Origin of the sequence: Micromonospora marina, assembly GCF_900091565.1 — a bacterium.
Classification (GTDB): domain Bacteria; phylum Actinomycetota; class Actinomycetes; order Mycobacteriales; family Micromonosporaceae; genus Micromonospora; species Micromonospora marina.
In genome coordinates this window covers 40,047-56,486 of sequence record NZ_FMCV01000014.1, presented here as the reverse complement: position 1 = coordinate 56,486, position 16,440 = coordinate 40,047, and the positions used below count along the sequence as shown (strand labels likewise).

General features: G+C 72.4%; 15 protein-coding genes. 9 read left to right on the top strand and 6 right to left on the bottom strand.

The window, feature by feature from the left end:
• Positions 1-225: 225 nt before the first annotated feature.
• The 4 genes from GA0070215_RS17430 to GA0070215_RS17415 all read left to right on the top strand — a co-directional run bounded on the left by GA0070215_RS17430 (position 226) and on the right by GA0070215_RS17415 (position 4,387).
• Positions 226-1,632 (top strand): RNA 5'-3' helicase PhoH2, encoded by a 1,407-nt coding sequence (locus GA0070215_RS17430; RefSeq protein ID WP_091047451.1) that lies wholly within the window; start codon positions 226-228, stop codon positions 1,630-1,632.
• Positions 1,633-1,865: 233 nt separating this feature from the next.
• Positions 1,866-2,555: an aggregation-promoting factor C-terminal-like domain-containing protein gene (locus GA0070215_RS17425; protein ID WP_208600367.1), complete on the top strand. Its 690-nt coding sequence runs from the start codon at positions 1,866-1,868 to the stop codon at positions 2,553-2,555.
• A gap of 103 nt (positions 2,556-2,658) precedes the next feature.
• Positions 2,659-3,312 carry a rhomboid family intramembrane serine protease gene (locus tag GA0070215_RS17420; protein WP_018786148.1) on the top strand — a complete coding sequence of 218 codons (654 nt, stop codon included), beginning with the start codon at positions 2,659-2,661 and terminating at the stop codon, positions 3,310-3,312.
• 106 nt (positions 3,313-3,418) lie between these two features.
• Positions 3,419-4,387, top strand: coding sequence for an NAD(P)/FAD-dependent oxidoreductase (locus tag GA0070215_RS17415; protein ID WP_018786149.1), 969 nt, complete (start codon positions 3,419-3,421; stop codon positions 4,385-4,387).
• A gap of 12 nt (positions 4,388-4,399) precedes the next feature.
• On the opposite strand, the gene GA0070215_RS17410 is transcribed toward GA0070215_RS17415, so the two are convergent.
• Entirely contained in the window at positions 4,400-5,086 is a 687-nt protein-coding gene (locus tag GA0070215_RS17410; RefSeq protein ID WP_091047443.1) for a TetR/AcrR family transcriptional regulator, read from the bottom strand.
• A gap of 140 nt (positions 5,087-5,226) precedes the next feature.
• On the opposite strand from GA0070215_RS17410, the gene GA0070215_RS17405 reads away from it, so the two are divergent.
• On the top strand, positions 5,227-6,165 hold the full coding sequence (locus GA0070215_RS17405; protein WP_091047439.1) for an NAD-dependent epimerase/dehydratase family protein: 939 nt from the start codon (positions 5,227-5,229) through the stop codon (positions 6,163-6,165).
• Here GA0070215_RS17405 and GA0070215_RS17400 read toward each other — a convergent pair.
• Together GA0070215_RS17400 and glpX are read right to left on the bottom strand one after the other, a co-directional pair.
• Entirely contained in the window at positions 6,162-7,046 is an 885-nt protein-coding gene (locus GA0070215_RS17400) for a DMT family transporter (protein WP_231394782.1), read from the bottom strand. The genes GA0070215_RS17405 and GA0070215_RS17400 overlap by 4 nt on opposite strands.
• Before the next feature lie 92 nt (positions 7,047-7,138).
• Positions 7,139-8,170, bottom strand: coding sequence for a class II fructose-bisphosphatase (glpX, locus tag GA0070215_RS17395; RefSeq protein ID WP_026268073.1), 1,032 nt, complete (start codon positions 8,168-8,170; stop codon positions 7,139-7,141).
• 147 nt (positions 8,171-8,317) lie between these two features.
• Here glpX and GA0070215_RS17390 point away from each other — a divergent pair, with 147 nt between their 5' ends.
• On the top strand, positions 8,318-9,007 hold the full coding sequence (locus GA0070215_RS17390) for a DUF4245 domain-containing protein (RefSeq protein ID WP_091047433.1): 690 nt from the start codon (positions 8,318-8,320) through the stop codon (positions 9,005-9,007).
• Between the two features lie 93 nt (positions 9,008-9,100).
• The gene (locus GA0070215_RS17385) at positions 9,101-9,940 is read left to right on the top strand and encodes a hypothetical protein (protein WP_018786155.1); all 840 of its coding nucleotides are present in this window, start codon (positions 9,101-9,103) and stop codon (positions 9,938-9,940) included.
• Positions 9,941-9,980: 40 nt separating this feature from the next.
• On the opposite strand, the gene GA0070215_RS17380 is transcribed toward GA0070215_RS17385, so the two are convergent.
• Positions 9,981-10,193, bottom strand: coding sequence for an exodeoxyribonuclease VII small subunit (locus GA0070215_RS17380; protein ID WP_018786156.1), 213 nt, complete (start codon positions 10,191-10,193; stop codon positions 9,981-9,983).
• Between the two features lie 11 nt (positions 10,194-10,204).
• Positions 10,205-11,371: an exodeoxyribonuclease VII large subunit gene (gene xseA / locus GA0070215_RS17375; RefSeq protein ID WP_051090486.1), complete on the bottom strand. Its 1,167-nt coding sequence runs from the start codon at positions 11,369-11,371 to the stop codon at positions 10,205-10,207.
• A gap of 196 nt (positions 11,372-11,567) precedes the next feature.
• On the opposite strand from xseA, the gene GA0070215_RS17370 reads away from it, so the two are divergent.
• Complete coding sequence (locus GA0070215_RS17370; protein ID WP_026268074.1) at positions 11,568-12,557, top strand: 4-hydroxy-3-methylbut-2-enyl diphosphate reductase; 990 nt, start codon at positions 11,568-11,570, stop codon at positions 12,555-12,557.
• 38 nt (positions 12,558-12,595) lie between these two features.
• The gene (locus tag GA0070215_RS17365) at positions 12,596-13,012 is read left to right on the top strand and encodes a hypothetical protein (RefSeq protein WP_091047428.1); all 417 of its coding nucleotides are present in this window, start codon (positions 12,596-12,598) and stop codon (positions 13,010-13,012) included.
• Between the two features lie 59 nt (positions 13,013-13,071).
• Here the strand turns inward: GA0070215_RS17365 and GA0070215_RS17360 are convergent, their stop codons facing one another.
• Positions 13,072-16,362, bottom strand: coding sequence for a S8 family serine peptidase (locus GA0070215_RS17360; protein ID WP_091047424.1), 3,291 nt, complete (start codon positions 16,360-16,362; stop codon positions 13,072-13,074).
• Between the last annotated feature and the right edge of the window lie 78 nt (positions 16,363-16,440).

Below are 16,440 nucleotides of genomic sequence, written 5' to 3'. Positions count from 1 at the left end.
CGAACGGGTGTACGCCCGGCGAAGACCGCGCGATGATCCACGCGCACCTCTAGCCCCGCGGGCCCGGTGCGATTAGCGTCTAGGCATGGCGCGGGGTTTTCCCGGGCCAGCCGGACAGCCCGGACCTGCGTCCTCGCGCACGGGGCCCGCATCCGACCCCGTGTCCTCCGGGCACCGGAAGAGGCGGAACTCGGGTGGCCGGGTGCCCATCCGCGGAGCAGGCCTGTGACCACTCGCCGTACCCCCGCCGGAGCCGAGCAGACCCCGGCTTCGACCGCCCCGACCCGCCGGACCACCCGCAGCCGCCGCGGCGCCGCCGCGAAGGCCGAGGAGCCCCGACCAGCCGGACCGGCCTTCGTCCTGGACACCTCGGTGCTGCTGTCCGACCCGGCGGCGTTCCATCGCTTCGCCGAGCACGAGGTGGTGCTGCCGCTTGTGGTGATCTCCGAGCTGGAGGGCAAGCGGCACCACCCCGAGCTGGGCTGGTTCGCCCGCCAGTCGCTGCGCGTGCTGGACGAGTTGCGGGTGCGCCACGGCCGGCTGGACCGCCCGGTGCCCGCCAACGACCAGGGCGGCACGCTGCGGGTGGAGCTGAACCACACCGACGACGGGGTGCTGCCGCCCGGCTTCCGCAACGAGTCGAACGACGCCCGCATCCTGTCCGTGGCGCTCAACCTGGCCGCCGAGGGGCGCGAGGTCACGCTCGTCAGCAAGGACATGCCGCTGCGGGTGAAGGCGGCCTCGGTGGGTCTGCGCGCCGACGAGTACCGGCACGGCCAGGCCAGCGACCCGACCTGGACCGGGATGGCCGAGCTGGACCTGGCCGAGGAGGAGATCGGGCGGCTGTACGCGGGCGAGACGCTCGACGTCGACGCCGCGGCGGGTCTGCCCTGCCACACCGGCCTGGTGCTGCACTCCGGGCGGGGCTCGGCGCTGGGCCGGGTGCTGCCGGACAAGACGATCCGGCTGGTCCGGGGCGACCGGGAGGCGTTCGGCGTGCACGGGCGCTCGGCGGAGCAGCGGGTCGCGCTCGACCTGCTGCTGGACGAGTCGATCGGCATCGTGTCGCTCGGTGGGCGGGCCGGCACCGGCAAGTCCGCGCTGGCGCTCTGCGCCGGCCTGGAGGCGGTGATGGAGCGGCGCCGGCACAAGAAGGTGATCGTGTTCCGTCCCCTGTACGCGGTCGGCGGTCAGGAACTCGGCTACCTGCCCGGGTCGGAGTCGGAGAAGATGTCGCCCTGGGCGCAGGCCGTCTTCGACACGCTCGGCGCGGTGGTGCACGAGAACGTGCTGGAGGAGGTCACCTCGCGCGGGCTGCTGGAGGTGCTGCCGCTGACCCACATCCGTGGCCGCAGCCTGCACGACGCGTTCGTCATCGTGGACGAGGCGCAGTCGCTGGAGCGTGGCGTACTGCTCACCGTGCTGTCGCGCATCGGCCAGGGGTCGCGGGTGGTGCTCACCCACGACGTGGCCCAGCGGGACAATCTGCGGGTCGGCCGGCACGACGGGGTGACGGCGGTGATCGAGGCGTTGAAGGGGCATCCCCTCTTCGCGCACGTCACGCTCAGCCGATCGGAGCGTTCCCCGATCGCCGCGATGGTCACCGATCTGCTGGAGGACACGTCCGGCTGAACGCCGTTTTCGCCCTACTTTGTCCCTATTTTTAGGGTGACGCAGATCACTTTTGTGCCCGGCCATTTCCCACGGGCCTCACTGTGCGCGATGGTGTCCATCGAGCGTCACCTACCACTCGGGAGCCGGACACGGCCCGTAGTCACACCGGTACCGGTGCGCTCACGGCACCCGGCGTGACCCGACCCGGCCATGCGCGTGCCGTGACCCTGCCCCCGACGAAGGGACACTTCGTGAGTCGGCTGTGGAGCCGGTTCGGCGCCCGTACGGCCGCTGTCGCGCTGCTCTCCGTGGGCGTCGCCGGCGGCTTCTATCTGGGTGAGGATCGACAGACCCAGCAGCAGGGCCTGACCGCACAGGTCGGCCTGGAGGTCGACCAGGCGGAGTACGCGTACCAGCGCGACCGGCTGTCCGACCACCGCGTGGACTCGTCCCGGCAGCGCGCCGCCGAGTACCAGGCGAAGCTGCGCGCCGCCGCGGCGGCGAAGGAGGCCGCCGAGCGGGCCAAGCGGGCCGAGGCGGCCGCCGCCACCCGCAAGAAGGAGCGGGAGAAGGAGGAAGCCGAGGCCGAGGCGAAGGTCAAGCCGTACGACGGCCCGATCCCGTCCTCGTGCGCGGAGTACAGCGGCAACCGGAAGATCGGTTGCGCCGTCATGCTCGACGAGGGTTTCGGCATCGACCAGTTCCCCTGTCTGGACAAGCTCTGGACCAAGGAGAGCGGCTGGAACCCGAAGGCGGAGAACCGCTCCTCCGGGGCCTACGGGATCCCGCAGGCCCTTCCGGGCAGCAAGATGGGCTCGGTGGCCGACGACTGGAAGACCAACCCGGCGACCCAGATCAAGTGGGGTCTCGGTTACATCGAGGGCCGGTACGACACCCCCTGCGGCGCCTGGCAGAAGTTGCAGAGTTCGGGCTGGTACTGACATCACCACGACGGCGGGACACGCGGACGGACCCGCGTGTCCCGCCGTCGTCGTACCGGCACCCGAGTGGCGGCCCGCCGAATTTGCTGATAGCTCTTGGTAGGTGACCTGGTACGGCCCTAGTGGCGACCCCCACCGGTTCGGCACCGACGCGTTCTACGCGGCGCTCGGCCGGGCCTTCGTCGCCATGTGCGCGGTCGTGCCGGTGCTGTTCCTCATCGAGGCGCTCGACGTCGGCCTGCGGCTCGGCCTGGACTACACCGCCGGCATCATCCCGCAGCGGATCCAGGGCCTCGACGGCGTCTTCTTCTCGCCGTTCCTGCACGCCGGCTGGAACCACCTCTACAGCAACAGCATCCCGCTGATCCTGCTCGGCACGTTCGTGCTCGCCGCGGGCACCCGCCGGTTCCTCTGGTCCACCGCGGTCATCATCCTGGTCAGCGGCCTGGGCGTCTGGTTCACCGGCTCATCCGACTCGGTGGTGGTCGGCGCCAGCGGCGTGATCTTCGGCTACCTGGGCATCCTGCTCACCCGGGGCGTGGTGGAGCGGAGCTGGTGGAACTTCGCCGTCGGTCTGCTGGTCGGGTTGCTCTACGGCTGGCAACTGCTCGGCATCCTGCCTACCGACGAGCGCATCTCCTGGCAGGGCCACCTGTTCGGGCTGCTCGGCGGCGTGGTCGCGGCGATCCTGTTCCGCCGCCGCAACGACACCGGCGACGCGGGCCACCTGGGCTCACCGAGGATGACGCTGCCCTGACGGCGCGTTGATCAAACCGCGGGACGAGCTTGCCCGCGGTCATCCGCCCGCCTACCGTTTCCGCATCAGCACCGGGCGATCCCGAAGCGGAAAGTGACGGTACGCCATGCGCGAGGTCGATGTCGCCGTGATCGGGGCCGGTCCCGCCGGGCTCTTCGCCGCCTACTACGCCGGTTTCCGTGGACTCTCCGTCTCGGTGATCGACGCGCTGCCCGAGCCGGGCGGTCAGGTCACCGCGATGTACCCGGAGAAGCTGATCCTCGACGTCGCCGGCTTTCCCGCGATCAAGGGCCGCGAGCTGGTCGCCAACCTGGTCGCCCAGGCCGCGCCGTTCCACCCCGACTACCGCCTCGGCGTACGCGCCGAGAAGCTGTCCTACCTCGACGGCCGGCCCGTGCTCGGTCTGGCCGGCGGCGAGCAGCTCAGCTGCGGCGCGGTGGTGGTCACCGGCGGGCTCGGCAGCTTCACGCCCCGGCCGCTGCCGGTCGCGGAGAGCTTCACCGGCGGCGGGATCGTCTACTTCGTGCCGCAGCCGGCCGAGCTGACCGACCGACACGTGCTCATCGTCGGCGGCGGCGACTCGGCGTTCGACTGGGCGGCCACGCTCGCGCCGCTGGCCCGCTCGGTGACGCTGGTGCACCGGCGGGACCGCTTCCGGGCGCACGCGGCCACCATCGAGCGGGTCCGCGCGCTGCCGGTGCGGATCGTGGTGAACGCCGAGGTGAGCCGGCTGTACGGCGAGGAGACGGTCACCGGCGCCGAGCTGACCGTACGCGGCGGCGAGGTGGAGACACTGCCGGTGGACACCGTCGTCGCCGCGCTCGGCTTCACCGCCGACCTCGGCCCGCTCGGCGAGTGGGGGCTGAACCTCGACCGGCGGCACATCGTGGTGGACAGCGCCATGGCCACCAACCTGCCCCGGGTGTTCGCGGCCGGTGACATCACCGAGTACCCGGGCAAGGTCCGCCTGATCGCCACCGGATTCGGCGAGGCCGCCACCGCCGTCAACAACGCGGCTGTCGTCATCGACCCGACCGCCCACCTGTTCCCCGGTCACTCGTCCGACGGCACCTGACGCCGATCGGCGTCAGGGCAGGCCGACCAGATCCGCCATCAGGCCGATCTGGTGGTCGAAGTACTCGTCGCGGTGCGGCAGCGCCCGGTTGATCCGGCCGAACAGCTCGAAGCTGATCAACCCGAACAACTGGGTCCAGCCGGCCATGCCGCGGGCCAGCAGCGCGGGTGGCACGTCCATGCCGAGCAGCCCGACCAGTTCGGCCACGTCGCCGCGCAGCGGCTCGGACAGGTCCTCGCCGGGCGGGGCGAGCCGGCCGGTGGCCAGCCCGTCGCGCAGGATGCCGACCAGGGTCACCGGGGGACGCTGGGCGGGCGCGACCGTGTCGTCGGGTGCCGCGTACCCGGGCACCGGGCTGCCGTAGAGCAGTGCGTACTCGGCGGGGTGGGCGAGTGCCCACGCGCGGGCGGCCCGGCAGGCGGCGAGCCAGCGTCCGCGCAGGTCGGCCTGGTCGGCGGCGGCGTCGGCGGCCTCCACCGCGTCGCCGAGCGCGTCGTACGCCTCCAGGATCAGCGCGGTGAGCAGGTCGTCGCGGCTGGGGAAGTAGCGGTAGATCGCCGAGGACACCATGCCGAGGTCCCGGGCCACCGCGCGCAGGGACAGGTTCGCGCCGTCGGTGTCCAGGTGGCGGCGGGCGACGGTCTTGATCTCTTCGATCATCCCGGCGCGGACCCGGGCGCGGAGCGAGGGAGCGACCATGCCCTCACTCTGCCACGGATGAGAGCGGCAATCAAAAGCGAGAGCGCCGCTCTTGACGCAGTGCCTCGGCGTGGGTCATGCTCCTTTGCGAGAGCGATGCTCTCGATTTGGATTACTGCTTCAGAGAAGGTGGACCCGTCATGGCACTGCACGTGATCGTCGGAGCCGGCCCCGTCGGCACCGCAACCGCCCGCCTCCTCGCCGAACGCGGCGAGCGGGTGCGGGTGGTCACCCGGCGTGGCACCGGCCCCGAACACCAGGCGATCGAGCGGGTGGCCGCCGACGCCGCCGACGCGGACCGGCTCGCCGCGCTCACCGACGGCGCGGACGCGCTCTACAACTGCGCCAACCCGGAGTACCACACGTGGGCGACGGACTGGCCGCCGCTCGCAGCCGCCCTGCTCACCGCCGCCGAGCGCAGCGGCGCCGTGCTCGCCACCGTCGGCAACCTCTACGGGTACGGCCCGGTCGACGCACCGATGACCGAGACGACAGCGCTCGCCGCCACCGGCGTCAAGGGCCGCGTCCGCAACCGGATGTGGGCCGACGCCCTGGCCGCCCACCGCGCCGGCCGGGCCCGGATCACCGAGGTACGCGGCTCCGACTACATCGGGCTCGGCGGCACGTCGCTGCCCATGATGGTGCTGCCCAAGGTGCTCGCCGGGCAGCGGGTGTTCCTGCCCGTGGCCTGGGACGCGCCGCACACCTGGACGTACGTGGGGGACGTCGCCCGAACCCTCGTGGCCGCCGCCACCGACCCGCGGGCCTGGGGACGGGCGTGGCACGTGCCGAGCGCGCCCCCGGTGTCCATGCGGGTGGTCGCCGAGCGGGCGGCGAAACGGGCCGGGGCGCCGGCGCCGCGACTGACCCGGATGCCCTACCCGGTGCTCTGGCTCGGTGGCCTGGCCGACCCGTTCGCCCGGGAGATGCGGGAGACCGCGCACCAGTTCACCGGGCCGTTCGTGATGGACTCCAGCGCCGCCGGCGAGACGTTCGGGATCGAGCCGACGCCGCTCGACCGGGTGGTCGACGAGATGGTCACCGGCCTGCGCGCCTCGACGCCCGCCGCCGCCCGTTAGGGGCGGCGGGTCGGGCCGAAGGCGGCCACCAGCACGGCGACCATGGTCAGCGCCGCACCGAGCAGCGTGTCCAGCCCGGGGTGCGAGGCGGCCGTCGGCAGCACCAGGTCCAGCAGCACCGCGCCGACGATCTGCCCGGCGATCGTGGCCAGGCCGAGCAGCAGCACCCCGGTGAACCGGACCAGGGCGGCGGCCAGCGCGATGAACACGATGCCGAGCGGGCCGCCGAGATAGAGCCACGGCTCGTCCGGAAACGCGCCGGCCGGCCGGCCGCGAACCGCCAGGTCCACCGCGAAGGTCACGAGCAGCGCCGCCGTGCCGACCGTGAAGTTCACGAGCGTGGCGGTCATGGCGCTGCCCGAGGCCGCCCGGACCCGCCCGTTGACCGCCTGCTGCCAGGCGATGCCCACCCCGGCCGCCAGCGGCAGCAGGGCCAGCGCCAGCGCGTCCGGGTCGCCGAGCCGGTCGCCCACCGCCAGCAGGACCGCGAGCACGGTGAGCACCGCGCCGATCAGCCGGTTCGGGGTGACCGGCTGCCGGCCGGTCGGGCCGATGCCGGCCCGGTCGACGAGCAGGCTGCTGCCGGACTGCCCGGCCACCACCGCGACGGTGAAGACCGCGACGCCGAGCGCGCCGATGGTCAATCCCTGCGTCGCCACCAGGAACGCGCCGCAGACGCCACCCAGGCACTGCCAGGGCCGCAGCGTGCCGGTGCGCAGCGCGCCACGCAGGGCGGCCAGTCCCCGCCGGCCACCGGGGGTGGCGGGGACCAGCACCAGCAGGATCAGCAGGCCCACGCCGAACGAGACCACCGCGGCGGCGATCCCGTCGGCCAGGCGTACGCCCAGCTCGCCGTTGATCCGGGACTGGACGGCGACCATCACGCCCGAGGCGGTGGCCAACCCGACACCGGCGAAACGTCGCCCGGCCGACAGCGTCGGCGGTGCCGCTGGTGCCGCCGTCCCGGTCCTGATCACTCCTGCTCGGCCAGCGGGCGTCCGTCGAAGTCGACAGCCGAGTAGAGGGCGAGCTTCTCCAGGCGGTGGTACGAGTCGATCACCCGGATCGTGCCGCTCTTGGAGCGCATCACGATCGACTGGGTGTACGCGCCGCCGGCGCGGTAGCGCACGCCACGCAGCAGGTCGCCGGAGGTGACGCCGGTGGCCACGAAGAAGCAGTTGTCACCGGTGACCAGGTCGTCGGTGAAAAGCACCCGGTCCAGGTCGTGCCCGGCGTCCAGCGCGCGGCGGCGCTCCTGCTCGTCCTTGGGCCAGAGCTTGGCCTGCATCATGCCGCCCATGCACTTGAGTGCGCAGGCAGCGGTGATGCCCTCCGGGGTGCCGCCGATGCCCATCAGCACGTCCACGTCCGACTCGCCCCGGGCCGCCGCGATGGCGCCCGCGATGTCGCCGTCGGAGATGAACCGGATCCCGGCGCCGGTACGCCGGATCTGCTTGACCAGGTCGTCGTGGCGCGAGCGGTCCAGCACGCACACGGTCACCTCGGCGGCGTCGGTGCCCTTGACCTCGGCGATCCGGTTGATGTTCTCGGCCACCCCGGCGTTGATGTCCACCACGTCGGCGTACATCGGGCCGACCGCCAGCTTCTCCATGTAGAAGACCGCGCTCGGGTCGAACATCGCGCCGCGCTCGGCCACCGCGAGCACCGCCAGCGCGTTCGGCATGCCCTTGCTCATCAGCGTGGTGCCGTCGATCGGGTCGACCGCCACGTCCACCTCGGGGCCGGTCCCGTCGCCCACCTCCTCGCCGTTGAACAGCATCGGGGCGTTGTCCTTCTCGCCCTCGCCGATCACCACGACGCCGCGCATCGGGATCGAGTTGATCAGCTTTCGCATGGCGTCGACCGCTGCGCCGTCGCCGCCTTCCTTGTCGCCGCGGCCGACCCAGCGGCCGGCGGCCATCGCCGCGGCCTCGGTGACCCGGACCAGATCGAGGGCGAGGTTGCGGTCGAGATCCTGGGGCGTCCGCGTCCTGATGGTTGTCATGGCGGCCTCCTCGCGACGGTGCGGGGTGGGACCGGCGGTCACCGCCGCCGGTCTTGTCGCTGATCCTCACACGATCTCAGGTTCGCCGTCCCGGCGGGGCGGAGGAGGCCAGGATCACGTCGTCCGGTCGGCTGCGACAATGGCCCGGTGGAAGCCGCGCAGCCTGCCGACCGCACACCGACCGACGCCACCCCGCCGGAGGGTCAGCCGCCGGTCCGGCCGGACGACGGCCCGGCCCCGTCCGAGGGTCAGCCCGCGCTCGTCGCGGACCGGGACGAGCCGGCCGCCGCGGTGGACACCCCCGCGCCGCCCGCGGGCAAGGAGAAGGCCCGGTCCGAGCGGTCCCCGAAGGACATGGCGCTGTCCCTGCTCATCCTGCTGGTCCCGATCGCCCTGCTGCTCGCCTTCTACCGGGGCTTCCTCGGCGGCGACTCGCCGGTCACCGTCGACCCGGCGCCCGCGCTGGAGCAGGCCCGCTCAGCGAACGCCTTCCCGGTGAGCGAGCCGGCCGGGCTGGGCGACGACTGGCGTACGGTGAACGCCCGCTTCCGGACCGAGGCGGACGGCTCGACGCTGCGGATCGGGTACGTGACCCCGGAGGGCCGGGGCGCGCAGCTCGTGGAGAGCAACGTCCCGGCGGAGAAGCTGCTGCCGGCCGAACTGGCCGAGGGACAGCCGCAGGGCCAGGCCGACCTGCCCGGCGGGTTGAGCTGGCAGCGCTACACGGCCCGCGGCAACGAGCAGGCGCTCGTCCTGCTGGAACCGGACCGCACGGTGATCGTGGTCGGTGACGCGGGCGAGACGGAGCTGCGCAAGCTCGCCATGTCGCTGCGCTGACCGTCCTTCCTCCGGGTGACGCGGGATTGCGCAACCCCGCTTGCGGGAACAGAAGGGACATCGAGCCCGGACGACCCACCTGGAGAGGTTGACGTGAAGATACGACGCTTCAGCGCCACCGCGTTCGCCGCGGCGCTGCTCATTCCCGGCCTGGCGGCCTGCAACGGCAACGGGTCGACGTCCGACGCCTCCGCGACCCCGAGCGCCTCCGGCAGCGTCGCACCGAGCGCCACGGCGTCCAGCAGTGCGGCCAAGCAGGCGCTGCTCGACTCCACGAACGCGATCCGCGAGGGGAACTTCAAGTTCTCCATGACCGGCGCGGGCTCCACCGCGGAAGGGCAGGTGCACGAGCCGAGCCAGAGCGCCGACATGCGGATGACCATCGGCGACCCGTCGTCGGATCTGATGATGAAGCTGGACCTGATCCACGCCAAGCCGGACAGCTGGGTCAAGCTGGAACTCGGTGGCACGGCGGCCACGCAGATCCCCGGCGTGAAGAACCTCAACACCGGCAAGTACCACCACCTCGACCAGAACCGGATCAAGGGCAACCGGGCGCTGGGCTTCGACTTCGAGAAGCTCGACCCGGCCGGCAGCGCCGTGCTCACCCAGGGCATCACCGAGGTACGGCAGACCGGCGAGGGCGCGTACGAGGGCACCGTCGACGTGTCGAAGGCCGCCGAGGCGGGCTCGCTCGACCCGGCCGTGATCACCGCGCTCGGCGCGCAGGCCGAGTCGGTGCCGTTCACGGCCAAGGTCGACACGCAGGGCCGGCTCAGCGAGATGGTGCTCAAGATCCCGGCGGCCGGCCAGAGCGCCGCACAGGACCTGAAGATCACCTACACGGATTACGGCAACGCGTCGGCGGTCCAGAAGCCCTCGGCCGACCAGGTCGTCGAGGCGCCCGCCGAGCTGTACAACCTGTTCAACTGAGGTCTGCGGTGGGGGCCGGCGATCACGCCGAGCCCCACCGTCAGTCCTCGGAGCGCTGGCGGGCGGCGTCGATGCGGGCGCGGGCGCCGTCCAACCAGCGCTGGCACACCCCGGCGAGCTGCTCGCCGCGCTCCCAGAGCGCCAGGGACTCCTCCAGCGAGGTGCCGCCCGCCTCCAGCTTCTCCACCACCGAGGCCAGCTCGGCGCGGGCCTGCTCGTAGCTGAGCTGTTCGTCCTGCTTCGTCCCGGTCATCGTCTCTCTCCTCAGCCGTCGACGGTGGCGGTCAGCTCGCCCTCGGCGAGGCGTACCCGCAGTGGATCGCCCTTGGCGACGTCGGCGGCCGCGCGGACGACGTGGCCGTCGGCGCGCTGCACGATCGCGTAGCCGCGCTCCAGCGTGGCCGCCGGGGACAGCGCGCGCAGCCGGGCCAGCGTGTGCCGCAGGTCGTCGGTGGCGCCCCGCAGCCGGTGCTCCAGAGACCGGCCGGCGCGGTCGCGCAGCGCGGCCACCTCCACGGTCCGCTGCTCGACCATCACCTGCGGCCGGGCCAGCACCGGGCGGGACCGCAGCAGGTCGATCCGGTGCTGCTCCCGGTCGACCAGGTGGCGCACCGCCCGCTCCAGCCGGGACCGGGCCTGGCCGATCAGCCGGACCTCCTCGGTCAGGTCCGGCACGATGCGCTTGGCCGCGTCGGTGGGAGTGGAGGCGCGCACGTCGGCCACGTAGTCGAGCAGCGGCGCGTCCGTCTCGTGACCGATCGCGCTGACCACCGGTGTGCGGCAGGCGAAGACCGCCCGGCACAGCGCCTCGTCGGAGAAGGGCAGCAGATCCTCGATGCCGCCGCCGCCCCGGGCGATGACGATCACGTCGACGGCCGGGTCGGCGTCGAGCACCTTGAGCGCTCCCACGATGTCGGGAACCGCGCCCGGGCCCTGCACCGCCACGTTGATCGTGCGGAAGTCGACGGCGGGCCAGCGGCGGCGGGCGTTCGTCAGCACGTCGCGCTCGGCCGCCGAGGCGCGGCCGGTGATCAGGCCGACCCGGCCCGGCAGGAACGGCAGCCGCCGCTTGCGGGACCGGTCGAACAGGCCCTCGGCCGCGAGCAGCTTCTTGAGCTTCTCCAGCCGGGCCAGCAGCTCACCGAGGCCGACCTGGCGGATCTCGTCGGCCCGCAGACTGAGCGTGCCCCGCGCGGCGTAGAACTCGGGCTTGGCGTGCAGCACCACCCGCGCGCCCTCGCGCAGCTCCGGCGCGCCCGCGTCCAGCACGTCGCGGTTGGTGGTGACGGTCAGGCTGAGGTCGGCCGAGGGGTCGCGCAGCGTGAGGAAGACCGTGCTCGCACCCGGTCGGCGGCTGATCTGCGCCACCTGGCCGTCGACCCAGACCCAGCCCAGGCGGGCGATCCAGGCACCGACCTTCTGGCTGACCACCCGGACCGGCCACGGCTCCTCGGCCGTGCTCCGCCCGTCCGGGGTGCTCCGCTCGTCCGGGGTGCTCCGCCCGTCCGGGGTGCTCCGCCCGTCCTCTCCCGCGCTCACCCCGCCCACCCTACGGCCCGGGACCGACAGCGCCCCCGTGCGCCTCGCGGCCGCTGCCGTGCGGGAACGCGGCACGTACGATGGGCGGGTGACTGACGCTGAGACGACTCCCCGGACCGGCAAGCGCGTGCTCCTGGCGAACCCCCGCGGCTACTGCGCGGGCGTGGACCGGGCGGTGCAGACCGTCGAGGAGGCGCTGAAGCTCTACGGCGCACCGATCTACGTCCGCAAGCAGATCGTGCACAACAAGCACGTGGTGCGCACGCTGGAGGCCCAGGGCGCGATCTTCGTGGAGGAGAACGAGGAGGTGCCGGAGGGCGCCACAGTCATCTTCTCCGCCCACGGTGTCGCCCCCGAGGTCTACGAGCAGGCCAAGCAGCGCTCGCTGCGGGCGATCGACGCCACCTGCCCGCTGGTCACGAAGGTGCACCACGAGGCCCGCCGGTTCGCCGCGCAGGACTACGACATCCTGCTCATCGGCCACGAGGGGCACGAGGAGGTCATCGGCACCGCCGGTGAGGCGCCGGCCCACATCCAGCTCGTCGACGGCCCGGACGGGGTCGACAAGGTCACCGTGCGCGACCCGGAGAAGGTCGTCTGGCTCTCCCAGACCACGCTGTCGGTGGACGAGACGCTGGAGACCGTGGCCCGGCTCAAGAAGCGGCTGCCGCTGCTCCAGTCGCCGCCCAGCGACGACATCTGCTACGCGACCTCCAACCGCCAGCACGTGGTCAAGGAGATCGCCTCCGAGTGCGACGTGGTGATCGTCGTCGGCTCGCGCAACTCATCGAACTCGGTCCGGCTGGTCGAGGTGGCCCTCGACGCCGGGGCCCGCGCCGGCTACCTGGTCGACTTCGCGCACGAGATCGAGGACGCCTGGCTGACCGGCGCCCGGACCGTGGGTGTGACCTCCGGCGCGAGCGTGCCCGACGAACTGGTCCAGCAGGTGCTCGCCCACCTGGCCGAGCGGGGCTTCGGCGACGTCGAGGAGATCACCACCGCCGACGAGCGGCTGACCTTCTCGCTGCCGCAGGAACTCAAGCGCGACATGAAGGCCGCCGCGGCGGCCCGCGGCTGACCGGGAACGAATCGGCCGGCCGCTGCGTCCAACCAACCATGAAGACTCCTCGTACGGTGCTCGTCGCACTGCTCGCCGGCCTCGCGCTGACCGCCTGCGCCGCACCCGGCGACGGGTCCGCCGATCCCAGCCCCAGCCCCAGCACGACGGGAGCCGCCCCGGTGACCAGCCAGCCCGATCCCGTGCCCAGCGTGACGCCCAGCCGGCCGAACCCCACCTGGAAGGGCGGCCCGTCGACCCCGCCGGGCGTCGGCGGCACCACCATCACCGGCACGATCCGGGCGGGTGTGGAGCCGAACTGCCTCCTGCTCGACGACCACCTGCTGGTCGGCGGTCCGCGCGACGTGCTCAAGGCCGGCGCCCGGGTCGAGGTCACCGGCCGCCCCGAGCCGGGCATGATGACCACCTGCCAGCAGGGCACCCCGTTCGTGGTCGAGTCCGCCCGCCCCGTCTGACGACACGAAGGAGCCCCGCCCCCCTACGAGAGGGGACGGGGCTCCGTCGTGTCAGCGGATCAGTTGACCGCGAGGACCTCGACCGAACCGCGGCCGACGACAGCGCCCTCGGTGGTGGTCACGGCCATGTCGCCGTACAGCTCCCGGCCGGCGGCCGGGGTGGACAGGGCGGTCACCGCACCGGTGAGGGTGGCGGTGGCGCCGTTGGCCAGGGACAGCGGCGTGGACGGCGCGGAGAGCGTGCCCAGCGCCGGGGACGCGAACGAGTCCCGGTAGTCGTACGCGGTGCTCGGGTCACTCACCGAGTAACCGTCGACCACGACCCGGTAGGTGCCCGGGATCGGGTTCGTCAGCGTGACGGCCTCCTCCGAGTCACCGTCGGCGGCCTGCCCCACCTGGGTGGTGCCGCGGAAGACGGTCAGGTCCAGGTCGGCGCTCAGGTCGGACGGGTTGCCGATCCGGGCGGTGAACGAGGTGGCGCCCTCGGGCACCTCCACCACGTACTCCTGGCTGTCGCCCTCGGCGATGCTCGGCCGCTCGGCACGGACGCTGGCCAGCGGACCGCCGACACCGGTCACCTGGACCGGGCCGAAGGTGTTGGTCAGCTTCCAGCTCACCGGGGCCGGGGTGCCCGCGGTGACCGACGGGAGCTGGACCACGGCCGGCTCCACAGTGACGCCCTGCACGCGGGCCTGGAGCTGGAACGGGTTGTCCAGCGCCGGCGAGGTGCGACGCGACTCCACCTCGATCTCCCACACACCCGGCAGCGGGTTCTGGTAGTCCCGCTCCTGCGGCTTGCAGACCGCGGCGTCGGAGAAGTTGGTGTAGCAGGCGGTGCTGGCGGTGCTCTCGACCGGCACGCCGTACGGGTTGATGGCGATGAAGCGGGTCTGCGAGCCGGTTGCGATGCCGGACAGGTTGACCTGCAACGCGCCCGCACCCGGCGGCACCGTCACGAAGTACGAGGTGAAGCTGTTCCGCTCGACCGAGCCCTCGGCCGAGAAGGAGTACGCCGGAGCGGGCACCGGGTTCGACGCGATCACGACGGTGGCGACCTCGAAGTCGACCACGTTGGTGGCCGGGTCGTCGACGGTCATGATGGCGCCGTGCGCGCCGGCCGTCATCGGCTTGGCCTTCACCTTGACCGTGACGGTCTTGTTCAGCGGCAGCCAGACCACCTTCGGGGCGCTGTAGGTGCCGTCGTTGCCCCGGAAGGCGACCTCGTGCTTGATGCCCTTGTTCGGGCCGCTGGTCCGGGTCAGCTTGACCTCGTAGTGACGGCTCTCCTTGACCTTCTGGCCGCCGCGGTCGGCGGCGCAGCGGTTGTAGAGGCCGCTGCCGACGTTCGGGGTCGGCACGAACGTGCCGGAGGCCCGGTCGTAGCGGGTCAGGTTCGGCGACAGCTCGGTGCAGACCGCCGCCTCCGAGGTGTAGGTGCGGGTCGGCACGCCCTTGGCGAGCAGTTTCCACGCGCCCGGCACGTTGAACATGCCGTAGCCCTGCGCGTACGTCGGGACGCCGGTGATCGGCTTGGCCGAGGTGAAGACGGCCCGGCGCAGCGCGGCCGGGGTCACGCCCTTGCCGGTCGCCTTGGCTGCCGACAGCAGCAGCGCGGCGGCGCCGGCGGCCTGCGGCGCGGCCATCGAGGTGCCGTTGAGCATCTGGTAGCCCGGGGGCAGCGGGTAGCCCGCCTCCGGCACCGCGTTGCCCGGCTGCCAGGTCGGCGCGGTGGAGATGGCCGAGCCGGGGGCGGCGATGTTCGGCTTGAAGCCGCCGTCCTCACGCGGGCCGCGCGAGGAGAAGTTGAACAGCGCGTTGCCCTTGCGGACCACCGAGCCGTAGTTGGCCAGCCAGGTGTCCTTGCTGATGCTCGCCGCGACGCTGACCACGTCGGTGGCGACCGACGGGTCACCGACCGTGTTCACGCCCGGACCGGAGTTGCCGGCCGAGATGAACAGCTGCACGCCGTAAATGTTGATCAGGTCGTTGTAGAGGACCGCGCGGGCGTTCGAGCCGTCGTTCAGCGCGGGAAGACCGCCGATCGACATGTTCACCACGTCGACCCTACGGTTGATCACCAGGTCGGCCATGCCGGTGGTGAGCGCCGCCGCGGTGCAGCCGCCACCCCACGAGCAGGCGCGGGCGGAGACCAGCTTGGCGCCCGGGGCGGCGCCGTCGAAGGCGCTGTTACCCAGCATGTCGTTGGCGGCGGTGATGCCGGCGACGTGGGTGCCGTGGGTGCTCTCGACGATGCCGATGTTGACGTAGTCGACCAGACCGGGGCCGCCGACCGGCGCCGTGTTGACGTTGCGCCGGTACTCGACCACGAACGGGATCTGCTCCCGCACGGCGGTGGCCGGGTTGTCGGTGCCGAAGCGGCCGACCTGGAACCGCTCCTTGTACGGCCGCATCACCTCGTCGTCGGTGAAGTCGTTGTTCTGGTTCGCGTCGACGCGCACGTCACCGGTGGCGGGGTTGTAGAGCACGCCCCAGAAGTCGGTGGTGTCGCCGTCGCGGTTGAGGTCACCCCGCGCGTCGCTGTTCGCGGTGATGTTCTCGCGGAAGACGTTGAAGCGGTAGTTGCCGGCCGGCGCGGTCCACGTGCCGAGCGAGGTGGTGAACGTCGGGCCGCTGACCTCGGTGAGCATCGGCCGCCAGGAGGCGTCCTCCAGCGGGTCGGTGGCGGTGACCCAGTCGACGATCTTGCGCTCGCCGGTGGTGGTCTGCTGGAGCGCCGGGTGGTCGAGGTCCACACCGGAGTCCATGATGCCGATGGTGACCCCGCGGCCGTCCCACGCCGGGTTCGCGGCCTTGAACGCCTCCGCGCCGGTCTCGCTGGTCGGCATGTACGGGTTCACCGCACCGGTGTCACCACCCGGCCCGGCCGTCGCCTGGGCCTGGGCGGCGGTCTTCGCGCCCTTCGGAGCCGCCTCCGGCGCCGGGTCGGGGAGCTTGATCGTCTCGTCCAGGTCGACGGCGGAGACACCCGGCAGCGTAGCGGCCTTGAGCGCCTTCGCGGTGGGGACCTTGGCCAGCACGTAGCCGATCTGGTCGTACCGCTGGCTGACGGTGGCGCCCAGGCCGGTCAGGCCGTCGACGACCTTCTTGGCCGAGCCCTTCTTCGCCGCGATGATCATCGTGACGGTCGGCGCGTTCTTCGCCTCGGCCTCGTCGAGCAGCTTGGCGTCGTGTGCGCCCAGTGCCTTCGCGGCGGTCGGCTGCGAGGGTTGGGTGGCGGGGGCGGCGCTCGCGGTGCCGGCGCCACCTCCCACGGTCAGGGCACCGGCCGCGAGAACCGAGGCCAGGAGCGCGGCGGACGGTCGCCGGCTGCGCGTGCGGGGTTTACTCAACGTTCTCTTCCTCCAGAGAACAGGGCCCTTGAGGGGCAGGGCACGTGTGACGGTGATCCTGCGTGTCACGACGCCATG

Bases quoted from the DNA above. Each gene is read 5' to 3' on its own strand.
- GA0070215_RS17415 (WP_018786149.1), top strand. From the start codon at position 3,419: ATGCGCGAGGTCGATGTCGCCGTGATCGGGGCCGGTCCCGCCGGGCTC.
- GA0070215_RS17410 (WP_091047443.1), bottom strand. From the start codon at position 5,086: ATGGTCGCTCCCTCGCTCCGCGCCCGGGTCCGCGCCGGGATGATCGAA.
- GA0070215_RS17405 (WP_091047439.1), top strand. From the start codon at position 5,227: ATGGCACTGCACGTGATCGTCGGAGCCGGCCCCGTCGGCACCGCAACC.
- GA0070215_RS17400 (WP_231394782.1), bottom strand. From the start codon at position 7,046: ATGGTCGCCGTCCAGTCCCGGATCAACGGCGAGCTGGGCGTACGCCTG.
- glpX (WP_026268073.1), bottom strand. From the start codon at position 8,170: ATGACAACCATCAGGACGCGGACGCCCCAGGATCTCGACCGCAACCTC.
- GA0070215_RS17380 (WP_018786156.1), bottom strand. From the start codon at position 10,193: ATGACCGGGACGAAGCAGGACGAACAGCTCAGCTACGAGCAGGCCCGC.
- GA0070215_RS17365 (WP_091047428.1), top strand. From the start codon at position 12,596: ATGAAGACTCCTCGTACGGTGCTCGTCGCACTGCTCGCCGGCCTCGCG.